The sequence below is a fragment of the Streptococcus tangpeifui genome (assembly GCF_011038795.1).
Taxonomy (GTDB): domain Bacteria; phylum Bacillota; class Bacilli; order Lactobacillales; family Streptococcaceae; genus Streptococcus; species Streptococcus tangpeifui.
This window is the reverse complement of the sequence record NZ_JAAKDU010000003.1, coordinates 173,169-198,005: the sequence shown is the minus strand read 5'-3', so window position 1 is coordinate 198,005 and position 24,837 is coordinate 173,169. Positions and strand designations below refer to the sequence as shown.

Here is a 24,837-nt window from a genome sequence, read left to right as displayed (position 1 = left end):
TCGCTAAAATAGCTTAGATTATATCACGTCTCTTCAAACTTAATGTTGACACAAGAATACTAAAAAACAGATATACTGCCGCAATTAGTCGAATACTCATAATACCTTTCTTTCCAAAAAAAGCAGCAGGCCTTATCCTGCCATACTGCTTTTCCCTGCTTTAATTAAAGAGCACCTCTCCATTGCTGGCAATAACTTCCTTATACCAATTGAAGGATTTTTTCTTGTAACGCGCTAGGGTGCCGCTGCCATCGTCGTTGCGGTCCACATAGATAAAGCCGTAGCGTTTGCTGAGTTGGGCTGTGGAAGCTGAAACTAGGTCAATTGGTCCCCATGTCGTGTAGCCAAGAAGCTCTACACCATCTTTCAAGGCTTCACCGACTTGGACTAAATGCTTTTGCAGGTAGTCAATGCGGTAGTCATCTTCAACAGTTGGGCCGTTAGGGCCATCTACCAAGACATCTTTGGCGCCCAGACCGTTTTCAACGATGAAGAGCGGCAATTGATAGCGATCGTAGAAATTGTTAAGAACGAGTCGGAGACCAACTGGGTCGATTTGCCAGCCCCATTCAGACGCCTCAAGATAAGGATTGTTGATGCCTCCCATAATATTGCCGCGACCTGAGTTATAGTTTTCAGGGTCATGCGCTTGAGCGACACTCATGTAATAAGAGAAGGAAATAAAATCAACAGTATTTTTGAGAATTTCCTCGTCTTCTGGTGCAAATTGGATCTCAATACCATTTTCTTCAAAATAGCGTTTGATATAGTTTGGATATTTTCCACGCGCATGAATATCTGAAAAGAGATAATTTTGATTTTCAAAATCACGCACAGCCAACTGATCCAAAGGATTTGATGTCATAGGATAGGCTGGCATAGCCAGTACCATACAGCCAATCTTGAAGTCTGGATTAATGTCATGCCCTACTTTGGTAGCTAGGGCTGATGCCACCAATTCATGGTGGACAGCTTGATAGAGATCCTGTTTACTGAGCTCTTCAACCGGTGTGGCAATACCGCCTGACATAAATGGCGCGTGGAGAACAGAGTTGACTTCATTGAAGGTCAGCCAATATTTTACTTTATCCTTATAGCGGGTAAAGACTGTACGGACATAACGTTCGTAGAAGCCGATCAAATCACGGTTTGCCCAGCCATTATACTGGCGCGCCAAGTGCAGAGGGGTTTCATAGTGAGAAAGGGTCACTAGAGGTTCAATGCCATACTTAGCCAACTCATCAAAAACATCATCGTAAAATTGCAAGCCAGCTTCGTTGGGTTCCGTTTCATCACCATTTGGGAAAATCCTACTCCAAGCGATGGACAGACGGAAAACCTTGAAGCCCATCTCAGCAAAGAGAGCAATATCTTCCTTATAACGATGATAAAAATCGATGCCTTCCAGTTTAAGATTATTTTCGGTCGGTTGATCCGTAATCAAAGGATTGAGATCACCGTCTTTCGCAGGAATCCCACCTTGAGGGGTGACATCTTGAACGGACAATCCTTTGCCGTCCACATTATAAGCCCCTTCGAATTGGTTGGCAGCGGTTGCTCCGCCCCAGAGGAAATTCTTTGGAAAAATGTTTTTAGTCATATCCTAACACTCCTACTTTCTTGATAATTATAGTATAAATGGTTTTTTAGGAAATCTCTGGCATTATCATCGGAAAATATGATACTATCCTATGAATCTATGGTAAACTAGATTTAATGAGGTGCTTGAATGTTTGGCTTTAGTTTAGAGACTTATGATTTTGGCACAGTTCAAGCAAAAAATTATTCTAAGACTGGAAATAAGAAAAGCATGGTTGAAAAAAATTTACAACAAGATTATAGGGAAGACCTAGATGTTACTCGTCAGACTCTGCCTTACAACTTCTACCATACTGAGGTTAAGGATGGGCGTCCTGATGTCCTTTTTCACTGGCATCCTGAGCTGGAAGTTAGCTATATCTATGAAGGAACCGCCCAGTTTCACATTGACTACGATTATTTTGACAGTCAGGCTGGTGATATTATTCTTATTCGTCCTAATGGTATGCACTCCATCCATCCTAAGGGATATGAGCGCCAGATTAGCGATACGCTGCAGTTTCATCTCGATTTAATTGGCCACTCCTATCTTGATACAGTCAGCCTTCGCTATCTTCAGCCTTTGCAAAATAGCATTTATAAATTTATCCCGGTCATCAAACCCGACATGGTGGGTTATACCGAAATTAAAGATTGTCTCTTTGAAATTTTTAAGCTGCTTAAGGAGAAAGGGCGGCATTTTGAACTCCTTTTCAAAGCTAAGCTCAATGAATTCATCTATTTACTTTTTTACTACCGTTGTGTTATCCGCAAGACTACCGATGATGCTTATCGGAAAAATGAGAAAATTCGCCAGCTGATTGACTATATCAATCAGCACTACGATCAAGCCCTCTCTATCGAGGTTTTAGCCAAGAAGATGGGGTACAGTAAAACACATTTTATGACAGTATTTAAGAAACAGACTGGAACCTCCTGCACGGAATTCATTATACAAGTCCGCCTAAGTAAGGCCTGTGAAAAGCTGATTAATACGAGTGCTTCAATTTTGGAGATCGCAACTAACGTCGGCTTTAATAACCTATCCAATTTCAACCGCCAGTTCAAGCGTTACTATCAGCTAACTCCCAGCCAATACCGCCGCAAAGAAAAGCAAGCTAAGAGCGGCACGGTTTTAGTCAATCCCAGTTGATAGTAAGATGCCCAGCTAATATTCTACTGGGCTTTTTTACTAGACTTATTGGCCATATTGCTCATCAATCGGTTGACTGAACCAGCGACCATTGAGGACATTTTGGTTAAGATTATCTTTTGACTCTTGCGAAATACTAGTATCAGCATCCATTTGATTCAGCACGTCTTGGGCAGTTTGGGTATCTTTTGTCGCCTTGATATCATCCTTATCTTTTGTTGCATCAATGGTAAGAACTTCTCCATCCGAAGTCCATGGTTTCCATGAAACCAGTCCTTGTTGGTTAGGATTTCCATCAGCTAAGAAAGCTTTGAGGTAGGTCTTGAAAGCTTGAGACATATCCTTGCCGCCTTGAGTTTGGAAGTAGTCACCTATGTAGTCCTTATAATTGGACGGGCTTTGCAGCATGGGCTCAAAGATACCATGGAAGGAACCCAGTGTCTTAGTTAAGTCTGGTGTTACTTCAGCATTATCACCATAATAGATCTGACCGACATAAATATTTGACTGATACTTACCCTTCATTTGTCGTGTACTATCAATGGTATTGGACATACGATAGAGCTGGCCGCCATACTTTTTAGCATAAGTAAATTCGGCTGTTTTTTCAGGATTTTTAAAAAGGTCCCCACTCTTAAAATCTTCTTGGAAGTAAGGATCATTGGCTGCAAACATCGAGAACTCATCTGTACCGGTTATCAACATCAATGGCACGTCATTGTAAGTTTTAGTATCAAATCCTTCCTTAGGGATAACAGTGCCATCCTTATAAAGATGAGGGAAAACAGACATTCGAATACCGGCATTTCCCATCAATTTGGCTAAGCGTTTGGCATCAACTTTATAGAGGTAATCTCTGACATCTTTTCCATCAGTCTGAAGCCAGGCCTGTGCCTCTTCTACGCTGGCTTTCACCTTATCTTCAACCACTAAAGGAGCGAGAGCTTTGGCAAAAGTTTCTTGACTTGGAGCAGTATCTGCCAAAGTCATACCGCCACTGAAGGAAATAGCCTTATCATACTTGTCCTTAAAGAGAGGGGAAATAAGAGTTGCCATGACATCGCGGCCACCAGCAGAAAAGCCCGCCAGAGTGATGTTGTTTTTATCGCCGCCAAAAGTTTCAACATTTTCCTTGACCCAGTCCAAGGCTGCTGCAATATCCAGTAAGCTATAGTTGCCAGAATTTTCCTGGGCACTACCAGTTTTTAAAGCTTGAAGAGGATTGAAACCAAGCACTCCAAGCCGATAGTTGACAGAGATATAGACAGCATTAATATCCTTAACGAAGCTATTTCCTTTTATTTCTTGAGCAGAGCCGGTTTGATTATTGCCGCCGTGAAGAAAAACAATGACTGGAAGCTTCTTCTTATTATTGTCTGGCCGTACGACATCCAAATTTAGGGCATTTTCCGAACCTGTAACCTGACCATTTGAAAATTGGATACTTTGTTTACCGGCCTTGGTCGCATCTCTGGTTCCCTTCCAATCCTCAACCTTTTGCGGAGCTTTCCAGCGCAATTTTTTAACGGGAGCCTTGGCGTAAGGAATCCCCAACCATTCGATGGCCTTGTTTTTGGCATCTTTATGCCCCTTTAATTTTCCAGAAGCAACAGTCTTTTCAACTGTATTGTCAAAATTATTCTTGCTACTGTTAATCGATTGGCAGGCAGCTAGTGTTACTAAAGCCAGTCCAATCATAATGTATTTAAAATATTTCTTCATAGTAGTTTCCTCCGTTAATTCATCAACTCATTTCTTTTAAAACCTGAATCTCTCACTTTTGTCAGCGCTTACATGTTGCTTCAAAAATATGATGCCAGGGGAACTCCCCAACATCATATCTATCATTATTTGACCGCTGTTAGGAGATAATCTCCTGCATTAACGCGGTTTTCCTGAGTCACAAGGACATCATCAAAATCGGCAGAATTAGTGACAATAACCGGAGAAATAACTGGCAGGCCAGCATCACGCACAGTTGCTAAGTCAAATTCTAAGAGCTTTTGACCCGCTTCAACTTTTTGACCCGCCTCAACAAAACTCTTAAAGCCTTTACCAGCAAGGGAAACGGTGTCCATACCGATATGGATAAGGAGCTCAGCTCCGTTTTCAGTCTTCATACCGACAGCGTGACCTGTTGGGAACACAAGACTAATTTCACCATTAGCCGGTGCGACAACGGTACCGTCAGTTGGATCAACAGCAACTCCTTTACCCATAGCTCCTGACGCGAAGACTTGATCTGGGACGTTTTCAAGTTTAACAACATTACCAATCAATGGAGATGCGATAATCTCTTGCTTGAGTTCTTTAAGCGGCTGAGCTTGAGGGGCTTCAGCAGATTTAGTATCTGCTGCTTCTTTTGGTCCACCGTAGAGGTAAGGGATTTTAACAAATTGTGTCAAGACGAAACCAAGGATAAGAGAAGCTACGCAGGCGATGAGATAGTAGGTTAGGTTCATTGAGTTTTTACCTGAAATGAACGATGGGATGGTAAAGATTCCGAGTCCTCCCCAGACAAACATTTTGACATCCATCAAACCAAGGAAAGCCCCTTGGATAGCACCGGCGATACAAGTCATAATAAACGGTGTACGCATCGGCAGCGTAATACCGTAAATAGCGGGTTCGGTAACGCCAAAGAAGGCGGAAATCATAGCTGGAACAGCTAGTTCTCGTACTTTTTCTTCCTTGGTCCGCATCATAATGTTGATAAGAGAACCAGCTTGTGAGAAACAGATAGCGACAGTTGCTACCAAGATAACACCAGAACCCTTCGTTTGAATTTCAAGGAGTGCCAAAGGAACAAGTCCCCAGTGGAGTCCAAACATAACCAGTACTTGCCAAAGGGCACCAAGGATGAGACCGTAAACAATTGGACTAAAGCCATAAATACCTGTAAAGATACTACCGACAAGGTCACTCGCATAATTCATAACCGGACCAATGGCCAAGTAAGCTAACGGTACTGTTATTAAAAGAACAAAGAAGGGAACAAGGAAGACTTTGACGACGTCTGGAATAATCTTCTTCAAGAAATACTCAACTTTGGATCCTACCCAGACCGTCAAAATAATCGGCAAGACCGTTTGTAAGTAACTGGAAGCTGGGAAGATTACAGGAATCCCTAAGAAGGTCACGCCTCCCTTGGCAAAACTTGCCGCGATATCCGGATAAACCAGAGCAAAGCCAAGGGCAATAGCTGTAAATTGCTCCATCTTAAAGCGTTTAGCTGCAGTTAGAGCCAAGATTAAAGGCAGAAATTGGAAGAAACCATCACCAGCTGCATTTAAAATGATATAGAGACCATCAGTTTTGGCAACCCCCACTCCTGCTAAAATAGCAACAATCCCTTTAAGCATACCAGCAGCCGAAAGCACACCAAGCATAGGCTGGAACAGTCCGGAAATCAAGGCGATAAAGCGATCAAGAATATTTCCCTTTGGGACATCTCCTTCATCAACATCGATACCGCCATCGCCGGAAATACCAGCAACTTTCAAAACAGCATCGTAAACATCCGGTACATGGTTGCCAATAACCACTTGGAATTGACCGCCGGCTTTAACAACGGTTACAATACCATCACGCTGTTTGAGATAGTCCTCGTCTGCCTTACCTTCATCTTTAAGTGAGAAACGCAGACGCGTCACACAGTGGACAAGCTTGCCGATATTGTCTTTGCCACCGACGTGATCAACAATATCCTGAGCTAATTCAGTATAATCTTTAGCCATATGTAGGCTCCTTTCATAAGATGCTAAGCCTTGAATGACACACGGGAAAATAGGAACCATGACAAAGATGCTTGCATCTAGGAAATGGTTATCATTTTCCAAAGTGTCATAGGCGAGCTTAATTAAAATAAGATGCTAAGCCGTACACGACTCAAAGGAAAATAGGGAAGACAACGAAGAGTTATTGAAGACTCAAGGTGGCTTCATCCTTTTTCAAAGAGTCGTAGGCGAGCTCAATTAAAGCAAGATGCTAAACTATAACAGCTCGTTTGCCTAATCAAACCCAGCTAAGGCTAGTCCTAGCATAATATTTTTAGGAAAGTCGCCGGTCGTGGCAAACAAAAAACCTAAACAAATACCAAACAGCTATCTGCACTCTTAGTGCAAACCATTTTGTATTTATTTAGGTTTTGCCTGCTTACCAGTAACAATCCTTTTGATGTTATTATCATAACAGAATAATTTTGGTTTTGCAAGGGCTTTCATGAAATAATTTAGCTAATTTAAAAATTTCGTCATTAAAAACTCCCCCAAAATTTTGGAGGAGAAGGTTAACTCTCATTTTGCCTTTGGATATGAATAGTGAGGTAGACCTGCTCATCCTTACTCATTTGAAAAGCAAAATGGCCTTCGATATAGTCCTTAATTTTTTGTGTGCAGGCAAAAGCCTCTTGATAATTAGCCTTAACTTGGTCATAGAGAAAATCGTCATTATTGCCCTGAACACTGCCAGAAACTACCCGCTGGGCAAAGTATTGGAGGTGGGTGACAAAACGGTTGTAACTGACAGAATCCTCTGCTGCTAGATGGCCGAAATGCAGACGGACAATTTCCAAGCAGTTGATAACAATTTGGCTGACTTGCTGGCTAGCCTCAATCAAACTGCCGTCTTTCTGGGCATTGATGAAATGTAAGGCGATAGAGGCTGCTTCAGAGGCTTCCATGCTCAAGCCGATATGACTTTCAATTAATTTAAGGCTTTCTTGACCTAGTTCGTATTCTTTCGGGTAAAATTTACGGATTTCCCATGCTAGAGGATTTTGCAAACTAATTCCGTCTCGTGTTCTTTGAATAGCATACTGCAAGTGATCGGCTAAAGCAATATACAGGGAAATCTCAAAAGTCTGCTTTAAGACCTCTTGGCCTCGCTCGATAATGGTCAAAACAAGATTGAGTTCCTGACTCGTTAAATCTTGATAGACACGGGATAACTCGCCGATCATATCTTGGTCGCTTTCCTGCAGGATAAAGCGCTTTTCAATTTTATTTAAATCAACCTCATCTCCTGGTTTCTTTTGAAAACCCAGCCCTTTTCCCATGATGATTTCTTCGTGCTGCTTGTCGGTGACCTGAACGACATTATTATTATAAACACGCTCGATTTTCATGCCAAACCCCTTAAAAATTATTCGATAATTTTATTTTAACAGAAAAATACTAAATTAGTAATAGCCGGAAAAATTTTCAGGTTAGATTAATGATAGTTTCATACTAAAAAGCCGCTTCTCTTTAGAGCGGCTTAGAACAGTCTGGAGTATATGATAGGTAGATTTGCATTATTAGTATGACGTGTGCTATTTATTATTCATGCAGTTCTAAGGGAAGGCCATCAGGATCGAAGAAAAAGGTCATTTTTTCCCCGGTGAAATCATCTGTCCGAATAGGGAGGGATTCGATGCCTAGACTGGTTAATTCAGCTACCACTGCTCCGATATTTTCTACCCGAAAAGCCAAATGTCTTAGGCCGCAGGCTTCTGGGAAGGATAGGCGCTTGGGCGGGGCCTGATAGGCAGAGTCTGTAGTCTTGTTTCCAAAAATCTCTAGTTCTGCATTCCCGCAGCGCAGATCCAGCTTATAATCGTGCCGTTCCGGTCGATGATTCTCGCAGATGACTTCAAAACCTAGTTTATTGACATAAAAATCTCGAGATTTTTCATAATCAGAAACGATAATAGCAACATGGTGAATGGTTGTTAAATTCATAAATATCTCCTTTTTAGGCTTGGCTCTGAGCGGTTTGCATCCTGTAATAAACTCCATGAGTCTCCATAAGTTCTTGATGGTTACCATGTTCAACGATATTGCCATCAACCATAACGAGGATGATATCAGCATTTTGGATGGTTGACAGGCGATGGGCAATGATAAAACTGGTTCGTCCTTCCATCAGTTTTTCAAAGGAATCTTGGATGAGACTTTCGGTTCTGGTATCAATGGAGGAGGTGGCTTCATCCAAAATCAAAATCTTGGGAACAGCAACAAAAATTCGAGCGATAGTCAGGAGCTGCCGCTGTCCTTGCGAAAGCGAAGCGCCGGCATCGGCCAAGTAGGTATCATAGCCAGCTGGCAGCTGTTTGATGAAGAAGTCTGCATTAGCAGCCTTGGCAGCTTCTACAACTAATTCTCGGGTAGCATTTGGGTGGCCAAAAGCTATATTATCGTGAACGGTTGCTTCCTGCAGCCAGGTGTCCTGAAGGACCATGCCAATTTGCTTGCGCAGACTCTCACGAGTATAGGACCTAGTCGGGACACCATCTAAAAGGATTTGGCCAGAATTGACCTCGTAGAAGCGCATAAGGAGGTTAATCAGCGTAGACTTTCCCGCTCCTGTTGGACCAACAATAGCCACTCGGCTGGCAGCTGGTATGTCAATACTAAGATCCTTTATAAGCGTTCTGTGAGGGGTGTAACCAAAATTAACATGCTTAAAAGTTAAACGCCCTTGAACCTGATCGCTGGTCAGGATATCTTGTCCTGTTTCTTCCAGACTATCTTGATCCAGAACTTGATAGAGCCTTTGGGCACAGGCTAGAGCCCCTTGTAATTCTGCTAAGACAGAGGAAATGTCATTGAAGGGCTTAGTATACTGGGTGACATAGTTGAGGAAGGTGGTCAGTTGGCCGATGGAGAAGGCGCCGTTCATAATGCGAATAGCTCCTACTGCGGCTAAGAGGGCATAGATTAATGCATTGATAAAACGGGTTGCAGGATTAACCGTAGATGAGTAGAAAATTGCCCCCTGCGAGTAATCTGCATAGGTCTCATTTACAGCAATGAAACGCTCAACGAATTCATCCTGGGCATTGAAACTGTGGATTAAGCTTTCCTGATTGAGACTTTCTTCAATCAGCTGAGTTTGCCGACCGCGAGATTGGGTCTGCTTTTGGAAGAGGCTAAATGATTTACGCGCAATGAAACGAGCCAAAAAGAGGGATAAGGGGGTCAAGAGCAAGACTAGGAGCATCATGAGCCAATCAATCTTAGCCATGGTGACAAGGAGAACCAGGATAGTCAAAAGCCCAACGAAGAACTGATTGAAAACCATGAGCAGGCCATTGTTAAGCTGTTCGACATCGGTCGTTACCCGGCTCACCATATCACCAACAGATTGTCCTAGAGATGCGATTGGCAGTTCATGAACCTTATCAATAACCCTTTGCCGCAAATCTTGGCTAAAGCTAAAAACTAATTTATTGTAAATCAGAGGATTGAGGTACTGAATTAAGGTGTTGCTCGCAATAACCATCAGCATTTTGGCGATGATTCCCCCAATTAGCAGATGATTATCTGGAACCAAGACGGCATCAACAGCATTCCCAATTAAAATTGGCAGATAAATAGTCAAAGCCACTTGCAGACAAATTCCCACCAAAGCTAGCCCTAACAAAACTTTTTGTTTGGCAAAATCACGGACCAAACGTTTTAAGGGTGATGGTCTCATGTTTACTCCTCCTTGTGCTGCGAATAATGAATGGCTTGGTAAGTCGGACAGTTAGCCAGCAAGCTTTCGTGGCTGCCTAAGCCGACTTGGCTGCCCTTATCTAAAACGAGAATTTTATCGGCTGACTTAAGGCTATTGGTTCGCTGGGAGATTATTATTAGACTTGTTTTGAGTTCAGTCTTAATAGCTTTGAGGAGTCTACTTTCGGTCAGATAATCGAGAGCCGAAGTGGAATCGTCCAAGATTAAGATAGGAGACTGCTTAAGAAGGGCACGGGCAATGGTCAAACGTTGGCGCTGGCCGCCCGAGAAGTTACGGCCGAATTCTTTAACCTCAGAATCTAGCCCTTCCTCCTTCTCCTTAACAAAATCACTGGCTTGAGCGATATCTAAGGCCCACCAGAGCCGTTCATCCGATACGTTACCAGTATCCATACCAAGGGTCAAATTGGAACGAATAGTTCCCAAGAAAAGTTCAGCTTTCTGCGGAACTAAGCCGACCCAGTTGCGCCATTGAGCCAAATTAGCTGGACTTTGCCCATCATTAAAAATTCTCAGCTGCCCTTTCTGAGCTTGGTAAAGTCCCATGATAAGCTGGACAAGGGTCGATTTACCAGATCCAGTACCGCCGATAACCCCTAAGGTTTGGCCTTGCTCCAAACTTAAGGAAAGTTCTGTCAAAGAAGGACGGGCGGCTGTTGGGTAGGTAAATGTCATATCAGAGATCGACAGGATTTCTCCTTTGTCAGTATTTAGTTGTTCAATACTATCATAGAGATTCTCTTCTTCTTGACCGAAGACCTCTGTAATCCGTCCAGCACTAATGAAACTCTGATTGAGGTTGGTTACCATCATAGCTAATTTGAGCAACTCAGCCAGAATATTTAACAGATAGTTGACAAGGGCAATCAATGACCCTTGAGTCAAGAGATTATCACCAATAGCTAGGTTACCTTGCCAGATAACGATAACTAAAGTGGCATTGACAATCCAATAAGTCAAGGGGCTAACCAGACTAGAAAGTAACCCCGCTTTTAGCTGTGCCTTGGTATAAGACTGATTGAGGCTGGCAAACTCCTGCTTGACCCTTTTGATCTGGCCGAAAGCACGGATAACCTGCATACCTTCCAGCTGTTCACGTGTTCGGCTGACCAGACTGTCAGTCAATTTTCTGATTGCCAAATAGAGAGGATTAACCAGACGCGACATGATGTAAATCAAGAGAAACAGGAGAACAACCATGAGAACGAACCAGAAGGTGATTTTAGGACTGATGAGGAAAGCCATGATAACTGACCCAAAAACAATAATCGGTGCCCGCAAAAAGAGGCGCAAAAATTGGTTGATGCCTGTCTGAATTTGGTAAGTATCACTGGATAGTCTGGTGACCAAACTGGACGTTGTCAATTGGTCCCTGCTTTCCTTTGGCAACCTCATTATTTTTTTATAGAGATCCTTGGTCAACTGCCTAGTATAGCCTACTGCGGCTTTTGAGGAATAATACTGAGCAGTGATAGCTACCAAAACGCCGAAGACTGCCAGACAGACCAAAAGACCAATCATCATAAAGAGGTGAGTGGTATCTTTATGAGGAATGGTCCTGTCGACTATCCTAGCTATGATGATGGGGACTAGCAACTCAAAGCTTGCTTCCAAAAGTTTAAAAAGGGGACCGAGGATAGTTTCCTTAATGTAACCTCGGAAATATTTCAATAAGTCTTTCATTTCTATAACCTGTCAACCAATCGAATCAAGAAAAGGTTGAATTGCACTTGCTTGGCATAATAGTGGTTGCCACCATTGACATAAAGCTTACCGCCGCCATAAAGAATGGATATGGTGTTGATATGATAATAGGTCTTGCCAGTCTTATTTCCCAAGCTCGGTGCAACAACATCTTTGGAGTAGGCCTTGGCTAGCTGGATGGTATTCTTCCTACCGTGGTCAGCCACATAGTCGATGTAGTTAGAGCCAAAGTTATAGGCTTGAATAGCTGTCCAAGAATCCGTTTTAGCGGCTTGGGCTTTTTTTAAGTTCTCATCTAAGACCTTGGTTCCCTGTTTGATACTTTCTTTATTATCGTTGATGGATTTAGTGGTCCCCGTTGAGCTCTCACTGGCCTGCATAACATCGTCATCACGCCCCTTGGTCTCTGTGTATATTACTGCTAATACTAAATCTTCATTAGTGCTATTATCATCCTCGGCCAAAACTTGCTCCACCAACGGTCGATAGGCCAACACTCGTTTGGCTGATTGATAAACCTTGACCCCTTGGTAAACTAGGAGCAAGGCAATAATCACATAGATGATTCGTCTAATTTTTTTAAACATATTATTTGTTTTGGATATCCTCAATATTTTTGATTAGGATGGAATAGGTACCATCATTATTTTGGATAAATTCTACCGACTCTGCATCCTGATAAACGCCATTAGGAACAATGAGTTCAATTCCATTTGAGAGAGAAAGTTTCTGACTCTCCAACTTCTTGGACTGACGGGAATAATCCACATCAGCCACTGGGATTGGCTCCGGAATAGCTTCTTTAAGCTGATCTACAAAGGTTAAACGAGCGGTGAGATTATCATCAAAAAGCTGGTTGGCCAATTTCTCTGGGGACAGTTCTTGATCTTCCTCCAAGTTCTTGAAAATAGCTGATTTCATCTTGGATTGGAAATTGAAATCATCCTTGTTGAAATCATCGGCTACCTTCTGAGCTGTCTTCTCCAACTGTTTGATGGACTTATTGATTGATGGCTCAGGCTGAACCTTGAGCAGGTTTTCAGAGAAATAGTTAGCGAAACTACCATTGTGCTTAATGCGTTTTTCGATCAAATAATAACGGTAGGTTTGGCGGTCAATCACCAAAGCCTCATCTGGCGTTTGGGCAGCGGAAGGCAGATTATTCTGGGTGACTTTGAGCGGCTGCTCATCATCTCCCAGAATATGCGCCAAACTATCCTTAAGCACCAGCCGTAAGAAGGCGAAATGTTCAACACCATCCTTATCAAATTGGATAAAGATCAGATCATTGGTTTTTTGATCCTCACTGATGACAAACTCTTCCTTCCAGAGCTGGGCTATTTTGCGGGCAGATTCCATAAAATCATCACCGAGGTTGGCGATAAAGTCATTTTCAGGCTCAAATGTTCCTCGCTTAGCGTCGGCGGTAAAAACCTTAGCTAGCTTTTTGCGGAAATACTCATCTAAACTTGGTGTTAAAGTCAGCGGCCTATCCGCAAAGCGAAGCTCGGTGTCGTCGGGGCTGAATTGGTGGATAATAATCTTTTTTAAATATAAATCTAGCATGTTAGTAAAGTGGGAAAGTGTCTGTCAATAACTTGACATCTTGGCGAATGAGTTCCAGTACAGCCTCATCATCATGATTTTCTAAGGCTTGAATCATCAATTCAGCAATCTTGGTACTCTCAGCAATACCCATACCACGGCTGGTAATAGCTGGACTGCCGATACGGATACCCGACGTTTTAAATGGTGACAGCGTTTCAAATGGGATGCTGTTTTTATTGAGGGTAATATTAACCTCTTCAAGGATATTCTGGGCCAATTTACCATTTTCAACGACCTTAGTCACATCAACGAGAAAGACATGATTATCAGTTCCGCCAGACACGACATGAAAATCAGGGTGGGCATCAAAAACATCAGCCATGGCCTGGGCATTTTTGATGACGTTTTGACCGTACTCTTTAAAAGCTGGGTCCAAGGCTTCCTTGAGGGCAACCGCTTTAGCCGCAATTACATGCTCCAAAGGACCGCCCTGCAAACCTGGGAAGACAGCGGAATTGATTTTCTTAGCCAGATTTTCATCATTGGTCAAAATCAAGCCGCCGCGCGGTCCGCGCAAGGTCTTATGAGTGGTTGTCGTCGTTACGTGAGCATAAGGCACTGGGCTAGGATGGTGGCCCGAAGCAACCAGACCAGCAATATGTGCCATGTCGACCATGAGATAGGCACCGACACTGTCAGCAATAGCTCGGAATTTGGCAAAATCAATAATCCGTGAATAAGCTGAAGCCCCCGCTACAATCAGTTTAGGCTGGTGTTGCACAGCCAGCTGCTGGATCTCGTCATAATCCAAAGCTTCCGTATCCTTATTAACATTGTAAGGAACAAAATTATAGGTCTTACCTGAAAAACTGACGGGTGAGCCGTGGGTAAGATGGCCGCCAGCTGAGAGATCCATTCCCATGACAGTATCTCCGGGTTGGATCAAGGCCATATAGGCTGCGGCATTAGCTTGGCTGCCTGAGTGAGGCTGAACATTAGCAAACTTGGCTCCAAAGAGCTCCTTGGCCCGCTCAATGGCAAGATTTTCAGCCACATCAACGCAGTCGGTACCACCATAGTAACGCTTTCCGGGGTAGCCTTCGGCATACTTATTCGTCAAAACGGAACCTTGGGCAGCCATAACCGCTTTTGAAACCACATTTTCAGATGCGATCAATTCGATATTGTTTTGCTGTCGAACTTCTTCTGCTTGAATAGCCTGCCAAAGTTCTGGGTCGTAAGCCTTGTAATCATTTTTGTCAAAAATCATAAAATCACCTCATAGATTTAATAAAGCACTTCTGGGAGTGGGAAAGAAGTCACGAAATGTAGAATTTTGACTTCTTTCCCAACCCCCGCACAGTTGGCTAGGCTGGTCGCTATCACTGCCTAGAAAGGGATAAGGACAGCCAGCCACTGCGCTAAATGGGTTGGCCATTTCCATTGAATGTAAGTCTGATAATAGTTGGCCAAACTATCTATAGTGTCATAAAAAGTATGGGCACCTTTGCGTTTGTCATCTGAATCGAGCCGAATAAAGGCATAATGCCGTTTTCTAGCTGCTGCTCCGTTCTTTCCTGAGTTAAGGGATATAATGGTTGATGGACTGAACAGCTGGTGTGCCTGATAAAACTAAAAATCTCAACATCAGTCACTGTTCCTTTAGAAATTTAATTCAGGCACCGCCTCCAGCAAGGCTTCCTTGCTGATGGTGCCTTGGCGAAGAATATCGGCTCTATCTCCAGATAAGTCTAAGATCGTAGAATCCAAACCTTGAATGGCTGAGTCATCTGCTACTCCTATCACCTGACGACCCAACTGCTCGACAATGTCCTCGAAGACCGTACCAGACGCTCGACCGGATAGGTTGGCCGATGGACCGATCAAGGGGCCGTATTTCCTAATGAGCTGCTGCGTTACGGGATGATTAGGAAGGCGAAAACCGACCGTTGACAGACCGGAATTGACCCAGCTTGGAACCTTGTCATTAGCCTTGAGGATAATGGTTAGCGGACCAGGCAGGAAAGCTCGATAGAGCTTAGCTAGATAGGCTGGCTGATCCTTACTGTAGGCCAAAATATCTTCCAAGCTAGCAACATTGAGGTTCATAGCCTTGTCGAGCGGACGCTGCTTTAACTCATAGATACGCTCAACGGCTTGCTGGTCTAATGCCTTAGCAAAAAGGCCATAAACCGTTTCAGTTGGCAGGATAACAGCACCACCCTCAGCTAAGATTGTTTTGATAGCTTGTAGATCAGCCATTATCAACCACCACCATTCTGTCTTGACCAAATTGGTCAGGTAAAACTCTCACCCGCTTATCTGGAAAGGCAACTTTAAACATCTGTGAGACTGCCTGTCCTTGCTTATAGCCGATTTCTAGATAAATTTTGCCATCAGGATTGAGGTGGGCTTTGGCTTCTTCAGCGATTCTGCGGTAAACAGCCAATCCTTGCTCCTTGGCAAAAAGAGCTAGATGAGGCTCAGAAATCTGAACATTTAGGCCCACTTCATCTATATCAGCTTGAGCAATATAAGGCGGGTTGCTGACGATAATATCGAAAACTTCCTCAATCTGATCAAAAACATCGGATTGACGAAAATCTACCTGCACCTTGTTAGCTAGGGCATTTTCACCAGCTAAGTCCAAAGCATCTTGAGAAATATCAGAAGCCATTACCTGCCAGTCAAGGCGGCTGTGTGCCAATGATACAGCAATAGCACCGCTTCCGGTCCCAAGATCAAGCAAGCTCAGCCTACTATCTGCATTCTCCTCTAAAACCAAATCAACCAATTCAGCTGTTTCAGGACGAGGAATCAGCACCCGCTTATCTACCTTGAAGCTGAGGTCATGAAAAGTTTCGTAGCCAATAATGTATTGGGCAGGCTCATGGGCAAGCAGACGCTTGGCAATCTGGTCGATCAGAGCCCGATCACCCTCACTTACTTTTTGGCGTAAAAGCAGGACAAACTCAGTCATATCAAGCCCTTTGAGATGTCTAAACGTAAAGGTTAAGCTCTCGGGTTCTTCTTGGTTTTTTTCCAGTTCAAGCTCATACTGCAGGAATAGTTGGGCATAGGTCATTGAGTTAATTCTTCCAGTTTTTGGGTTTGATCGTAAAGAACCAAAGCATCGATGACTTCATCCATTTTACCAGAGAGAATAGAGTCCAACTTTTGCAGGGTGAGGTCGATTCGGTGGTCAGTCACACGATTTTGCGGGAAGTTATAGGTGCGGATCCGCTCAGAACGGTCGCCTGTCCCAATAGTAGATTTACGTTCGGCATCCTGCTCATCCTGAGCAATCTGAGCAAAGTGATCAGCCACACGCGCACGGATAATTTTCATAGCCTTGTCGCGGTTCTTTTGCTGGGTTCGCTCTTCTTGCATCTCAACCTTGATACCGGTTGGGATGTGAACCATGCGGACCGCTGTCGCTACCTTATTAACGTTTTGTCCGCCGGCACCGGAAGCGTGATAGATATCTACCCGCAGGTCTTTAGGATCGATATCGTACTCCACTTCTTCCACTTCAGGCATGACCAAAACGGTTGCTGTCGATGTATGGACGCGGCCTTGACTTTCAGTCACTGGGACACGCTGCACACGGTGAGCACCGGACTCGTATTTGAGTTTGGAATAGACCGAATCCCCAGAAACCATGGCCACGACTTCTTTGATACCGCCTACACCATTATAAGACGCTTCCATGACTTCAAAACGCCAGCCTTGACTTTCAGCATACTTTTGATACATGTTGAGCAGGTCTCCGGCAAATAGGGCGGCTTCATCACCGCCTGCTGCTCCGCGGATTTCCAAGATAATATTCTTATCATCATTAGGATCTTTAGGCAGCAGCAAGATTTTCAGACGTTCTTCGTATTCTTCCTTGGAAGCCTTGGCGTCCTTGAGTTCTTCCTTGGCCATCTCTTCGAGCTCAGGGTCACCTCCAGCATCCTTAATCATCTCTTCGGCGTCGTCGATAGTTTGTAAAACCTGTTTGTATTCTCGGTAAACCGTCACGGTTTCACGCGTATTGGCCTCTTCGCGTGACAGCTTCATAAAGCGTTTGGTGTCAGAAACAACATCAGGGTCACTGAGCAGCTCCCCCAATTCTTCATAGCGGTCTTCCACCGCCTGCAATTGATCGTAGATATTCATTAGCCTTGCTTTTTCTCACTTTCTAGTTGTGGATGGTAATAGTGCTTGCGACAAACCGAGACATAGGTTTCATTGCCGCCGATTTGCACCTGCTGGCCTTCATAAACCGGCTGGCCACCCTTCATCCGAAGGACCATGGTGGCTTTCTTGCTGCAGTATTGACAGATGGTTTTAATTTCTTCGATTTTATCCGCTAAGAGCAAGAGTTCCCTCGATCCTTCAAAAAGATGGTTACGGAAATCATTTTTTAGGCCAAAAGCCATGACCGGAACATCCAGTTCGTCCACTACTCGGGCCAAGTCAAAAACATTTCCTTTGGTCAGAAATTGACATTCATCAACTAAGACACAGTAAGGCTTTTCAGGCAGACTTTCGATATAACCAAAGATATCTGTATCACCCGAAATCGGCTTAGCCTGACGCTTGAGACCAATTCGACTGGAAACCCAACCAATTCCACCACGTGTATCCAGAGCCGAAGTCAAGAGCACAACCGGCTTTCCTTGCTCTTCGTAGTTGTAGGCCACCTTCAAGATTTCAATAGATTTGCCTGAATTCATAGTCCCATAGCGATAATATAACTGTGCCAAAATATCCATCCTGTCTAAAACATTAATGGTTCTATTTTACCATAAATTACCCTTCACTGGCAGGGGGAAATTCCTGTTAATTTTTAGAGCCGATGCTTTTAAAACTTAATATTTTTAGCCCTTTCTAAGGATACGGCAAAGGCTTATTATCTAGGTGTTTCGCACGTGATAGTAAACAAGGCTAGGCAAACACTGTGTTGCTAAGCCCTTAAGCAATGCTAAGAACTTTAGGGAACTTGATGACAAATCTCCTATCCTCCCGAAAATTGATTAACCGACAGCGGTTTATTCACTTTTTTCTCAAGCGCTATTGACTGATTCATGTTAGAATGGTGATGTTCATTAAAAAATTTAGGAGGAATCTCTATGCCATTTGTAAAAATTGATCTCTTTGAAGGTCGTACGCAAGATCAAAAAATCGAATTAGCCCGCGAAGTGACCGAAGTTGTCTCCCGTGTTGCCAATGCGCCCAAAGAAAACATCCATGTCATCATCAAAGACCTGCCAGAAGGCAGTTACTTCCCGCATGGTGAGATGAAGAAGAAATAAATTCAGCGGGCTTATTTTAATTACCAAACATGAAAACCAAAAAGCGCTTGGAAATCTTGTTCCAAACGCTTTTATAATGTAATTATCAGACTTAACTCAGCCGATAGCCCTTTCAGTATCTGGGCAAGAAGTCAACAACAGGTGCACAAGTTTGCAAGAGATACCAAGGAGCAGCAGTTCCGCTAATAGCAGCAGCCCCAGCACCTACAGCATCGTAGTCGTCCCAATAACCCCCGCCTTCTACAGTAGCCAGTGCTTGTTCATCCATCACGTCAAATTGTTCTAAAGTTTTTGTAGTCATAGGATTAACTCCTTTTCTTCTTATTCTGTCAGACTTTTTATCTGACAAAGCCAGTATAAAATTTTTTAAATAGTTTGTGAACCCCCAAACGCCTGATGTTAGGGGAAAACAATCGTTCCGTCAAAGAAGAAATACACGATTAACTTTAGCGCAAAAATTCTTTCAAATGAAACTAAATGAGAAAATCTAGCCAAGTAGCCACTCTGCCAGTCGTAGTCGGAATTGATGCCGCAGATTGGTAAAGGACTGGTGCTTTCACAATTCCTTGATATTCTACGTAAAACGTTAAACCAAAAAGAGCGAGCACTGGACAAGTCATATCCCTTGCAAATAGGTGGGGAGCAACCTATAATGGATGAGAATTATTAAGAAGTGAGGAATTTTAATTGTCAATTTACACGACTGTTTTGTCCATTCTAGTCGCCCTAGAATTTTTCTATATCATGTATCTGGAAACCTTCGCCACCGCTTCTGCTTCCACTGCCCGAGTTTTTGGGATGTCTCAAGAGGAGCTTAAAACGAAAAATCTTAATACCCTCTTTAAAAATCAGGGTATCTATAACGGCCTGATTGGGGTCGGTATTCTCTACGCCTTGGTCTACAATCCCAGCATGATTTTACCGATTATGGTTTATATCGTAGCTGTCGCCGCCTATGGCGCTGCAACTTCTAACCCTAAGATTCTCTTGACTCAAGGAGGTCTGGCAATCCTGACCATTGCCGCTGACTTATTTTTAGGCTAAACGATCTTCATAACAGAAAATGGGATTTTCATTCCCTAAGAATCGGACGATCTTATAAAAAAGACTGAATCCTGTCTAGTACAGAACTCAGTCTTTTTGTTTGCCTTCAATTTTAATAATTATGCTCTGAATCGTATTCGGCCTTTTTAAAGTCTTCTTTTCTCTGATTAGCTTGAGATTTCGAAAGCTTCTTATAGGTTATCTTAGATACTACCTTGCCTTTTTTATCCTTACGGCTAATTGTTAATTTATTTTCTTTAATCTGATAGGATTCTTGATAATCATAAACACTATTAACATCGCTCTTGATCAAATCTTCAATATCTGATTTTGATGTGTGGGATAACTCTTTGTAAGCGGTCTTGCTAACCATTTTCCTATAATCAGACTTAGACATGCTGGTTTCAATTTTCCGATTCCATTGATCGACACGGCGGAAGCTCCTGTATTTATTAGAAAACGGAACAAAGGTGTAGTCGTACTCGCTGGTCATCACTGTAAAGGAAGTATTTTTGATCTGATTGTCTTTATCAATGGTCATGACTTCAGTATAAACTTCGTTAAGTTTGGTGTAATCCTTAAGACGACTTTCCCACTTTTTCTTCTTTTTATTGTAGTAGAGGGACTCTGTCATCTCCCAAGTTCCTCGAATGTCACCGGATTTATAGTGCCACCAGGTAAAGCCGCCGCCACCTGCACCGAGGATCAAGACTACGATAACAACGAGAGCCAGAATTTTCCAAACTAATTTTGTCTTTTTCTTGGGGAGCTGATTGACTGGCGTTTGCATACCAGAGATGCCAGCCTGCATCTGCCCTGCAAAAGCTTGACTGCTGGTTAAGTCAGCTGCTTGAACCTGTGCTTGGGGGTGAGCCATATTCTCTGACCTTGGGTCAGCTTGAACGGCATTGGGATTCACTTCCGTCTGGCTTGCTTGGGCCTGTTGATTGGAGTTTGCTTGCTGCTCATCTGGACTAAAGACGCCAGATGCCTGAGCCGCATCAATTTCTTCCTGACTCGGTTCTCTGCCATTGACAGACTTATAAAATTCAATCCATTCTTCTTTTGTCATATTTGCCTCACTTTATTTTCTAGTTATATTGTTTCTTCATGTTTTTTTCAAATTTGAGCCTAACCGACTTGAGTTGCTTATGAAAATCCTCAGTCCCTTTTTTAGATAATTTTCTATAGGTTAGCGTTTCTACTTTTTTGCCCTTTTTGTCCCGAGCTACCAAGGTCAAGGTATCTCCTTTGACCTGATAGCTGTAGGTATAAGCAAATCTCTCTTGCAAATCTCGGTCAGTGTCAAAGTAGCTAAGATCCCTTATCTTGAGCGTTTCTTTAACACCGATGCGACTGAAGAAACGATTGTAGGATTTGACAACCATCTTTTTGGCCTCCTTTTTAGAGTAGGTCGTCCTGATTGTTTTTTTCCAGTAATTTGCTTTGAGAGAGTTTTGGAAGTAATTGGTGATAGGAAGGCCGACGGAATCCTTATCCTGCTTATCTTGGAGATAGGCAAAAGTATAGAGATTCCTAGCTCTATCGACTGTCAGATATTCCTTATAAGCAACATTAGCCTGAGTGGTAGAGTTGGCATTGCCTTGAACCAGTTTAATTTTATCACCAGAGCTATAGACAACCTTTTTCTCCAATTTCCAAGTTCCAGAGATATTGCCAGATTGGTAGCGCCAAGTTCCATAGCCGGCTAGGGCCAAGATTAACGCAAGAAACAGGCAGGCTAAACTGATTAAGCCGACCTTCAAAATCTTCTGTTTGGCAAACCGTGGCTGGGTCTGCTGAGACTTGGTTGGACTCGTCTGTATCAGGTTCTGTTGCTCCTGACCCACTTCTGCTGATTTTTCCTCAGCCGCTGATTTAACTGGAGTTGCTGAGGACTGAGGAGCTGGACGCTGTCCAGCTGTAGTTTCCTTTTGGAAGCTGTGATTATTTGAGATCTGTGGAGTTGGTTCGGGGGCAGGTTTAGCTTCTTCTGGAACTTGGTCGATAACACCATTTCTGATAGCTGCTTCAATTTCCTGCGCTTCTGGATCCCGTCCATTAACCTCTTTAAATAATGTTATCCAATCTTCTTTATCCATGGATTACCTCGCTTAAACTAGTCTTGATTATTATAGCATAGCCAGATTAAAAAAAGCTAGACATTTTTCAGCTCTAGCCTTTTTATGACTTTGGAAAAACAACCGTAAAGGTGATTGTATCGTCCTTGTAAGTAGCAAAAATACGGCCTCGAAAGAGCTTCGCAACACTTTGAGCCATCGAGAGACCAATACCAAAACCAGACTTTTTCTTGTTGTTATGGGACTCTTCTTCTCGGTAAAAACGCTCGAAAAACTTACTGTAATCAATACCCTGGCCTTCTTTATAGGTATTGGAAATTTGCAGACGGGCCCGTTTTCGGGTGCGGCCAACCTGACTGAGATGAACGCTGACTTGACCGCCCGGATCACAGTATTTATTCGCATTATCGACTAGGATAGTGACTAGTTCAAAGATTGATTTTTCTTCGGCCTGAATATGAATGTCTGGAATAATTTCCATGACAAAGCTCTTGCCATCACGGACAACGGGTCCCTTAAAGTCTTCGGCAGCATCTTGTGTCACTTCTGATAGATTGACATCCGCTAAAACTAAATCAGGCTGTTCTTCCAAACGTGCCAGAGCTACCATTGAATTAATCAGATTGGTCAGGCGGGTTACTTGATCCTTAGTGGAGGTTGACCACTCCGTTTCTCCGGTCATCAATTCCTGAAGCTCTGTATTGGCTTGAATGATGGCTAAAGGGGTTTTCAGTTCATGGCCGGCATTAGTGATAAAACGCCTTTGCTTGTCCATATTTCTAACAAAAGGACGGATGATGCGACCGGAGAAAACCGTAAAAATCACAAGAAAGACTATAAAACTGATGACAGACATAAAATAAGTCAGGCGACTGAGGCGATTGCTGGACTCATAAAACTCGCTGCTATCTAAGACAACGATGAGCGTTCGATGGTTATCTAAAAGGGTTTTCCGATAAGAAAAGGTAATTCCTCTCAGGATAAATTTCCCATCCGGTTCATCGGAACGCGAAAGTTTCTGCATAATAGTATCAATGTCACCGTCCTTAACAGAGCGGATATTTTCTATAGAGGCAGAAACCAGATGATTATCCTTATCTAAAAGGATGCTGAAATAGCGGTATTTATAAAGGGCATCCGGCGACGTAATACCCAGACGCTCTGACGTTTGGCTATTATAGGCTAATTCCCCCTTATTGGTCGATAAAAGCTGAAGCGCACTGTCAATTTGTCGATTTGTCGTGAGATAATAAGCAGAATTAAGGACACTGGCAAAGAGAAAAAGAGCAGCCAAGAGTGCTGCGGCGGCGATCATAATAATACGAATCCGTAAGTGCCTAAACATGACGGTCACCTGCTTCTATTAATTTGAAACTCCTGCCTTTCTCGCCAACAATTTCCAAATCGGCTTGGATGGACTTGAGCTTTTGGCGCAGGTAGGAAACATAAACGTAAACGTAATCCTCAGTGACTCCGTCCTCATCCTTGCTCCAGATTTGCTGAAAAATTTCTGAGGTAGACAGCATTTTAGCAGGATTGAGCATAAAGAATTCCATCAGCTTGTTTTCTTTGCCGGACAGACGGATGGTGTTGCTGGCTGTCATTTCCTGTTCAGCTACATTAAGTTTGACAGAGCCATATTCTAAAATCTTGGCTGTAAAACTCCCCTCAAGTCTGCGCTCCATCGAGCGCAGGCGGGCTAGAAGTTCTTTCAAGGAAATAGGTTTGGTCAGATACTCATCAGCTCCAGCATCCAAGCCAGTTACTCGGTCATTGATTTCAGACATAGCCGTCAGCATGATGATATGGGTGCGGTCCCCCAAGGCGCGAATCTCACTCAATGCTTCCAACCCTGTTTTAATCGGCATCATAATGTCGAGAATAATAACATCATAAGGATTTTCACGGCTTAAATCAACAGCTTCTTGCCCATTTGGGGCGTGATCAACTTGATAACCTTGATGCTCCAAGGCTGCCTGATAAACGCGGGCTAGTTGTTCCTCATCTTCTGCCAATAAAATACGCAAGGTCATTTAATCACCGCCTTCCTCAATTAAATCGCGAATGGTCTGCATACTCAGATCACAAGACGCTAACTCATCCGCACAGCGTTTGAGTTCACGGGTTATCAATTCAGGGTTCTTGATATCATGTTTGTACTTCATCTGATGTTCCAGACTGGCCCAAGAATCCTGAGCAATCGTGCGGAGCTGGACCTCAGCAAAATATTTGCCTCTGGCATTACCATCAATATCAGGGAAATCTGTCTCTAACTGCAAGATAAGGTGGTAGGACCGATAGCCGTTAGGTTTAGCTTGAGCGATATAGTCTTTTTCGGTTATGACCTCAACCCCGGACATATCCTTGAGAATGTCAACAGTTTTGTAGATATCATCAACGAAGCCACAGACGACACGAATACCGATGCTATCATGAATTTCCTTAAGGGCTGATCTAGGAGTTGCTGGCAGGTCCTTGCGACCGCATTTTTCAATCATACTGTCTTCTGATTTGATGCGAGCCAGTAAATGTTCGTAGAGCTTGAAACCGGTTGCTGCCTTTTGATCTTGGTTAGCTGTCTTGATAGCATCGGTTAATGTTTTCAGAATCTGCGGCAGATAATCTGCATAGTCGCCATAGATACCTGTCATAAAATCTTCCTCTAAAATAATAATGGATTTATTATAGCACAATCACTTACATAATTCCCGATATTCGAGCGGGAGCGAGATAACGGCTATGATGGTTTAACTCTCACCCACACAGTCTTGTAATATCTGAAGAGTATGTCTAAAAACCTAATTTTGAAATATAAATTCTTGGCGCAGTGATTGGGAAACCAGACTTGTTGGCTAGGCCAAGAAGTCTTACCGCTGCACAGTTCATTAGTCGCTTTAGCATAAATTTGTTTTTGCTTTTGCCGTAAGGCC

At 43.2% G+C, this 24,837-nt stretch carries 23 protein-coding genes; 3 read left to right on the top strand and 20 right to left on the bottom strand.

Going from position 1 to position 24,837, the window contains the following annotated elements; all coding sequences use genetic code 11:
• Positions 1-160: 160 nt before the first annotated feature.
• A complete protein-coding gene (locus G7Y32_RS04120; protein WP_165211004.1) occupies positions 161-1,600 on the bottom strand; it encodes a glycoside hydrolase family 1 protein in 1,440 nt (479 codons plus the stop codon).
• Between the two features lie 210 nt (positions 1,601-1,810).
• On the opposite strand from G7Y32_RS04120, the gene G7Y32_RS04115 reads away from it, so the two are divergent.
• Positions 1,811-2,731 (top strand): helix-turn-helix domain-containing protein, encoded by a 921-nt coding sequence (locus tag G7Y32_RS04115; protein WP_165211001.1) that lies wholly within the window; start codon positions 1,811-1,813, stop codon positions 2,729-2,731.
• 45 nt (positions 2,732-2,776) lie between these two features.
• On the opposite strand, the gene G7Y32_RS04110 is transcribed toward G7Y32_RS04115, so the two are convergent.
• From G7Y32_RS04110 to G7Y32_RS04050, 13 genes are all read right to left on the bottom strand, one after another.
• On the bottom strand, positions 2,777-4,453 hold the full coding sequence (locus G7Y32_RS04110) for a carboxylesterase family protein (protein ID WP_165210998.1): 1,677 nt from the start codon (positions 4,451-4,453) through the stop codon (positions 2,777-2,779).
• Positions 4,454-4,578: 125 nt separating this feature from the next.
• Positions 4,579-6,468, bottom strand: coding sequence for a beta-glucoside-specific PTS transporter subunit IIABC (locus G7Y32_RS04105; RefSeq protein WP_165210995.1), 1,890 nt, complete (start codon positions 6,466-6,468; stop codon positions 4,579-4,581).
• A 551-nt stretch (positions 6,469-7,019) separates the two neighbouring features.
• Entirely contained in the window at positions 7,020-7,856 is an 837-nt protein-coding gene (licT, locus tag G7Y32_RS04100; protein ID WP_165210992.1) for a BglG family transcription antiterminator LicT, read from the bottom strand.
• A gap of 193 nt (positions 7,857-8,049) precedes the next feature.
• Complete coding sequence (gene gloA2, locus G7Y32_RS04095) at positions 8,050-8,451, bottom strand: SMU1112c/YaeR family gloxylase I-like metalloprotein (protein WP_165210989.1); 402 nt, start codon at positions 8,449-8,451, stop codon at positions 8,050-8,052.
• Between the two features lie 13 nt (positions 8,452-8,464).
• Complete coding sequence (locus G7Y32_RS04090; RefSeq protein WP_165210986.1) at positions 8,465-10,189, bottom strand: ABC transporter ATP-binding protein; 1,725 nt, start codon at positions 10,187-10,189, stop codon at positions 8,465-8,467.
• A gap of 2 nt (positions 10,190-10,191) precedes the next feature.
• The gene (locus G7Y32_RS04085; protein WP_165210983.1) at positions 10,192-11,913 is read right to left on the bottom strand and encodes an ABC transporter ATP-binding protein; all 1,722 of its coding nucleotides are present in this window, start codon (positions 11,911-11,913) and stop codon (positions 10,192-10,194) included.
• Between the two features lie 2 nt (positions 11,914-11,915).
• Positions 11,916-12,521 (bottom strand): lysozyme family protein, encoded by a 606-nt coding sequence (locus G7Y32_RS04080; protein WP_165210980.1) that lies wholly within the window; start codon positions 12,519-12,521, stop codon positions 11,916-11,918.
• A gap of 1 nt (position 12,522) precedes the next feature.
• Positions 12,523-13,500, bottom strand: coding sequence for a nucleoid-associated protein (locus tag G7Y32_RS04075; protein ID WP_004229090.1), 978 nt, complete (start codon positions 13,498-13,500; stop codon positions 12,523-12,525).
• A 1-nt stretch (position 13,501) separates the two neighbouring features.
• Positions 13,502-14,752, bottom strand: coding sequence for a serine hydroxymethyltransferase (gene glyA / locus G7Y32_RS04070; RefSeq protein WP_165210977.1), 1,251 nt, complete (start codon positions 14,750-14,752; stop codon positions 13,502-13,504).
• A 392-nt stretch (positions 14,753-15,144) separates the two neighbouring features.
• The gene (locus G7Y32_RS04065; protein WP_165210974.1) at positions 15,145-15,744 is read right to left on the bottom strand and encodes an L-threonylcarbamoyladenylate synthase; all 600 of its coding nucleotides are present in this window, start codon (positions 15,742-15,744) and stop codon (positions 15,145-15,147) included.
• Positions 15,737-16,567, bottom strand: a complete 831-nt coding sequence (gene prmC, locus G7Y32_RS04060) for a peptide chain release factor N(5)-glutamine methyltransferase (RefSeq protein ID WP_165210971.1) — start codon at positions 16,565-16,567, stop codon at positions 15,737-15,739. Before prmC ends, G7Y32_RS04065 begins: the two co-directional genes overlap by 8 nt.
• The gene (gene prfA / locus G7Y32_RS04055) at positions 16,564-17,643 is read right to left on the bottom strand and encodes a peptide chain release factor 1 (protein WP_165210968.1); all 1,080 of its coding nucleotides are present in this window, start codon (positions 17,641-17,643) and stop codon (positions 16,564-16,566) included. Before prfA ends, prmC begins: the two co-directional genes overlap by 4 nt.
• Positions 17,643-18,233, bottom strand: a complete 591-nt coding sequence (locus G7Y32_RS04050; protein ID WP_346773312.1) for a thymidine kinase — start codon at positions 18,231-18,233, stop codon at positions 17,643-17,645. The genes prfA and G7Y32_RS04050 overlap by 1 nt, the downstream gene beginning before the upstream one ends.
• 366 nt (positions 18,234-18,599) lie before the next feature.
• On the opposite strand from G7Y32_RS04050, the gene G7Y32_RS04045 reads away from it, so the two are divergent.
• Positions 18,600-18,782, top strand: a complete 183-nt coding sequence (locus tag G7Y32_RS04045; protein WP_165210962.1) for a 4-oxalocrotonate tautomerase — start codon at positions 18,600-18,602, stop codon at positions 18,780-18,782.
• Between the two features lie 112 nt (positions 18,783-18,894).
• Here G7Y32_RS04045 and G7Y32_RS04040 read toward each other — a convergent pair whose 3' ends face one another.
• Entirely contained in the window at positions 18,895-19,083 is a 189-nt protein-coding gene (locus G7Y32_RS04040) for a Blp family class II bacteriocin (RefSeq protein WP_165210959.1), read from the bottom strand.
• A 386-nt stretch (positions 19,084-19,469) separates the two neighbouring features.
• Between G7Y32_RS04040 and G7Y32_RS04035 the strand changes: the two genes are divergently transcribed.
• On the top strand, positions 19,470-19,826 hold the full coding sequence (locus tag G7Y32_RS04035) for a DUF1304 domain-containing protein (protein WP_165210956.1): 357 nt from the start codon (positions 19,470-19,472) through the stop codon (positions 19,824-19,826).
• 112 nt (positions 19,827-19,938) lie between these two features.
• Here the strand turns inward: G7Y32_RS04035 and G7Y32_RS04030 are convergent, their stop codons facing one another.
• From G7Y32_RS04030 to G7Y32_RS04010, 5 genes are all read right to left on the bottom strand, one after another.
• Positions 19,939-20,898 (bottom strand): flagellar basal body-associated FliL family protein, encoded by a 960-nt coding sequence (locus G7Y32_RS04030; protein WP_165210953.1) that lies wholly within the window; start codon positions 20,896-20,898, stop codon positions 19,939-19,941.
• 19 nt (positions 20,899-20,917) lie between these two features.
• Entirely contained in the window at positions 20,918-21,928 is a 1,011-nt protein-coding gene (locus tag G7Y32_RS04025; RefSeq protein WP_165210950.1) for a hypothetical protein, read from the bottom strand.
• An 82-nt stretch (positions 21,929-22,010) separates the two neighbouring features.
• A complete protein-coding gene (locus G7Y32_RS04020) occupies positions 22,011-23,252 on the bottom strand; it encodes a sensor histidine kinase (RefSeq protein ID WP_165210947.1) in 1,242 nt (413 codons plus the stop codon).
• Positions 23,245-23,940 (bottom strand): response regulator transcription factor, encoded by a 696-nt coding sequence (locus tag G7Y32_RS04015; protein WP_165210944.1) that lies wholly within the window; start codon positions 23,938-23,940, stop codon positions 23,245-23,247. Before G7Y32_RS04015 ends, G7Y32_RS04020 begins: the two co-directional genes overlap by 8 nt.
• Positions 23,941-24,558 carry a GTP pyrophosphokinase gene (locus tag G7Y32_RS04010; protein ID WP_165210941.1) on the bottom strand — a complete coding sequence of 206 codons (618 nt, stop codon included), beginning with the start codon at positions 24,556-24,558 and terminating at the stop codon, positions 23,941-23,943.
• Between the last annotated feature and the right edge of the window lie 279 nt (positions 24,559-24,837).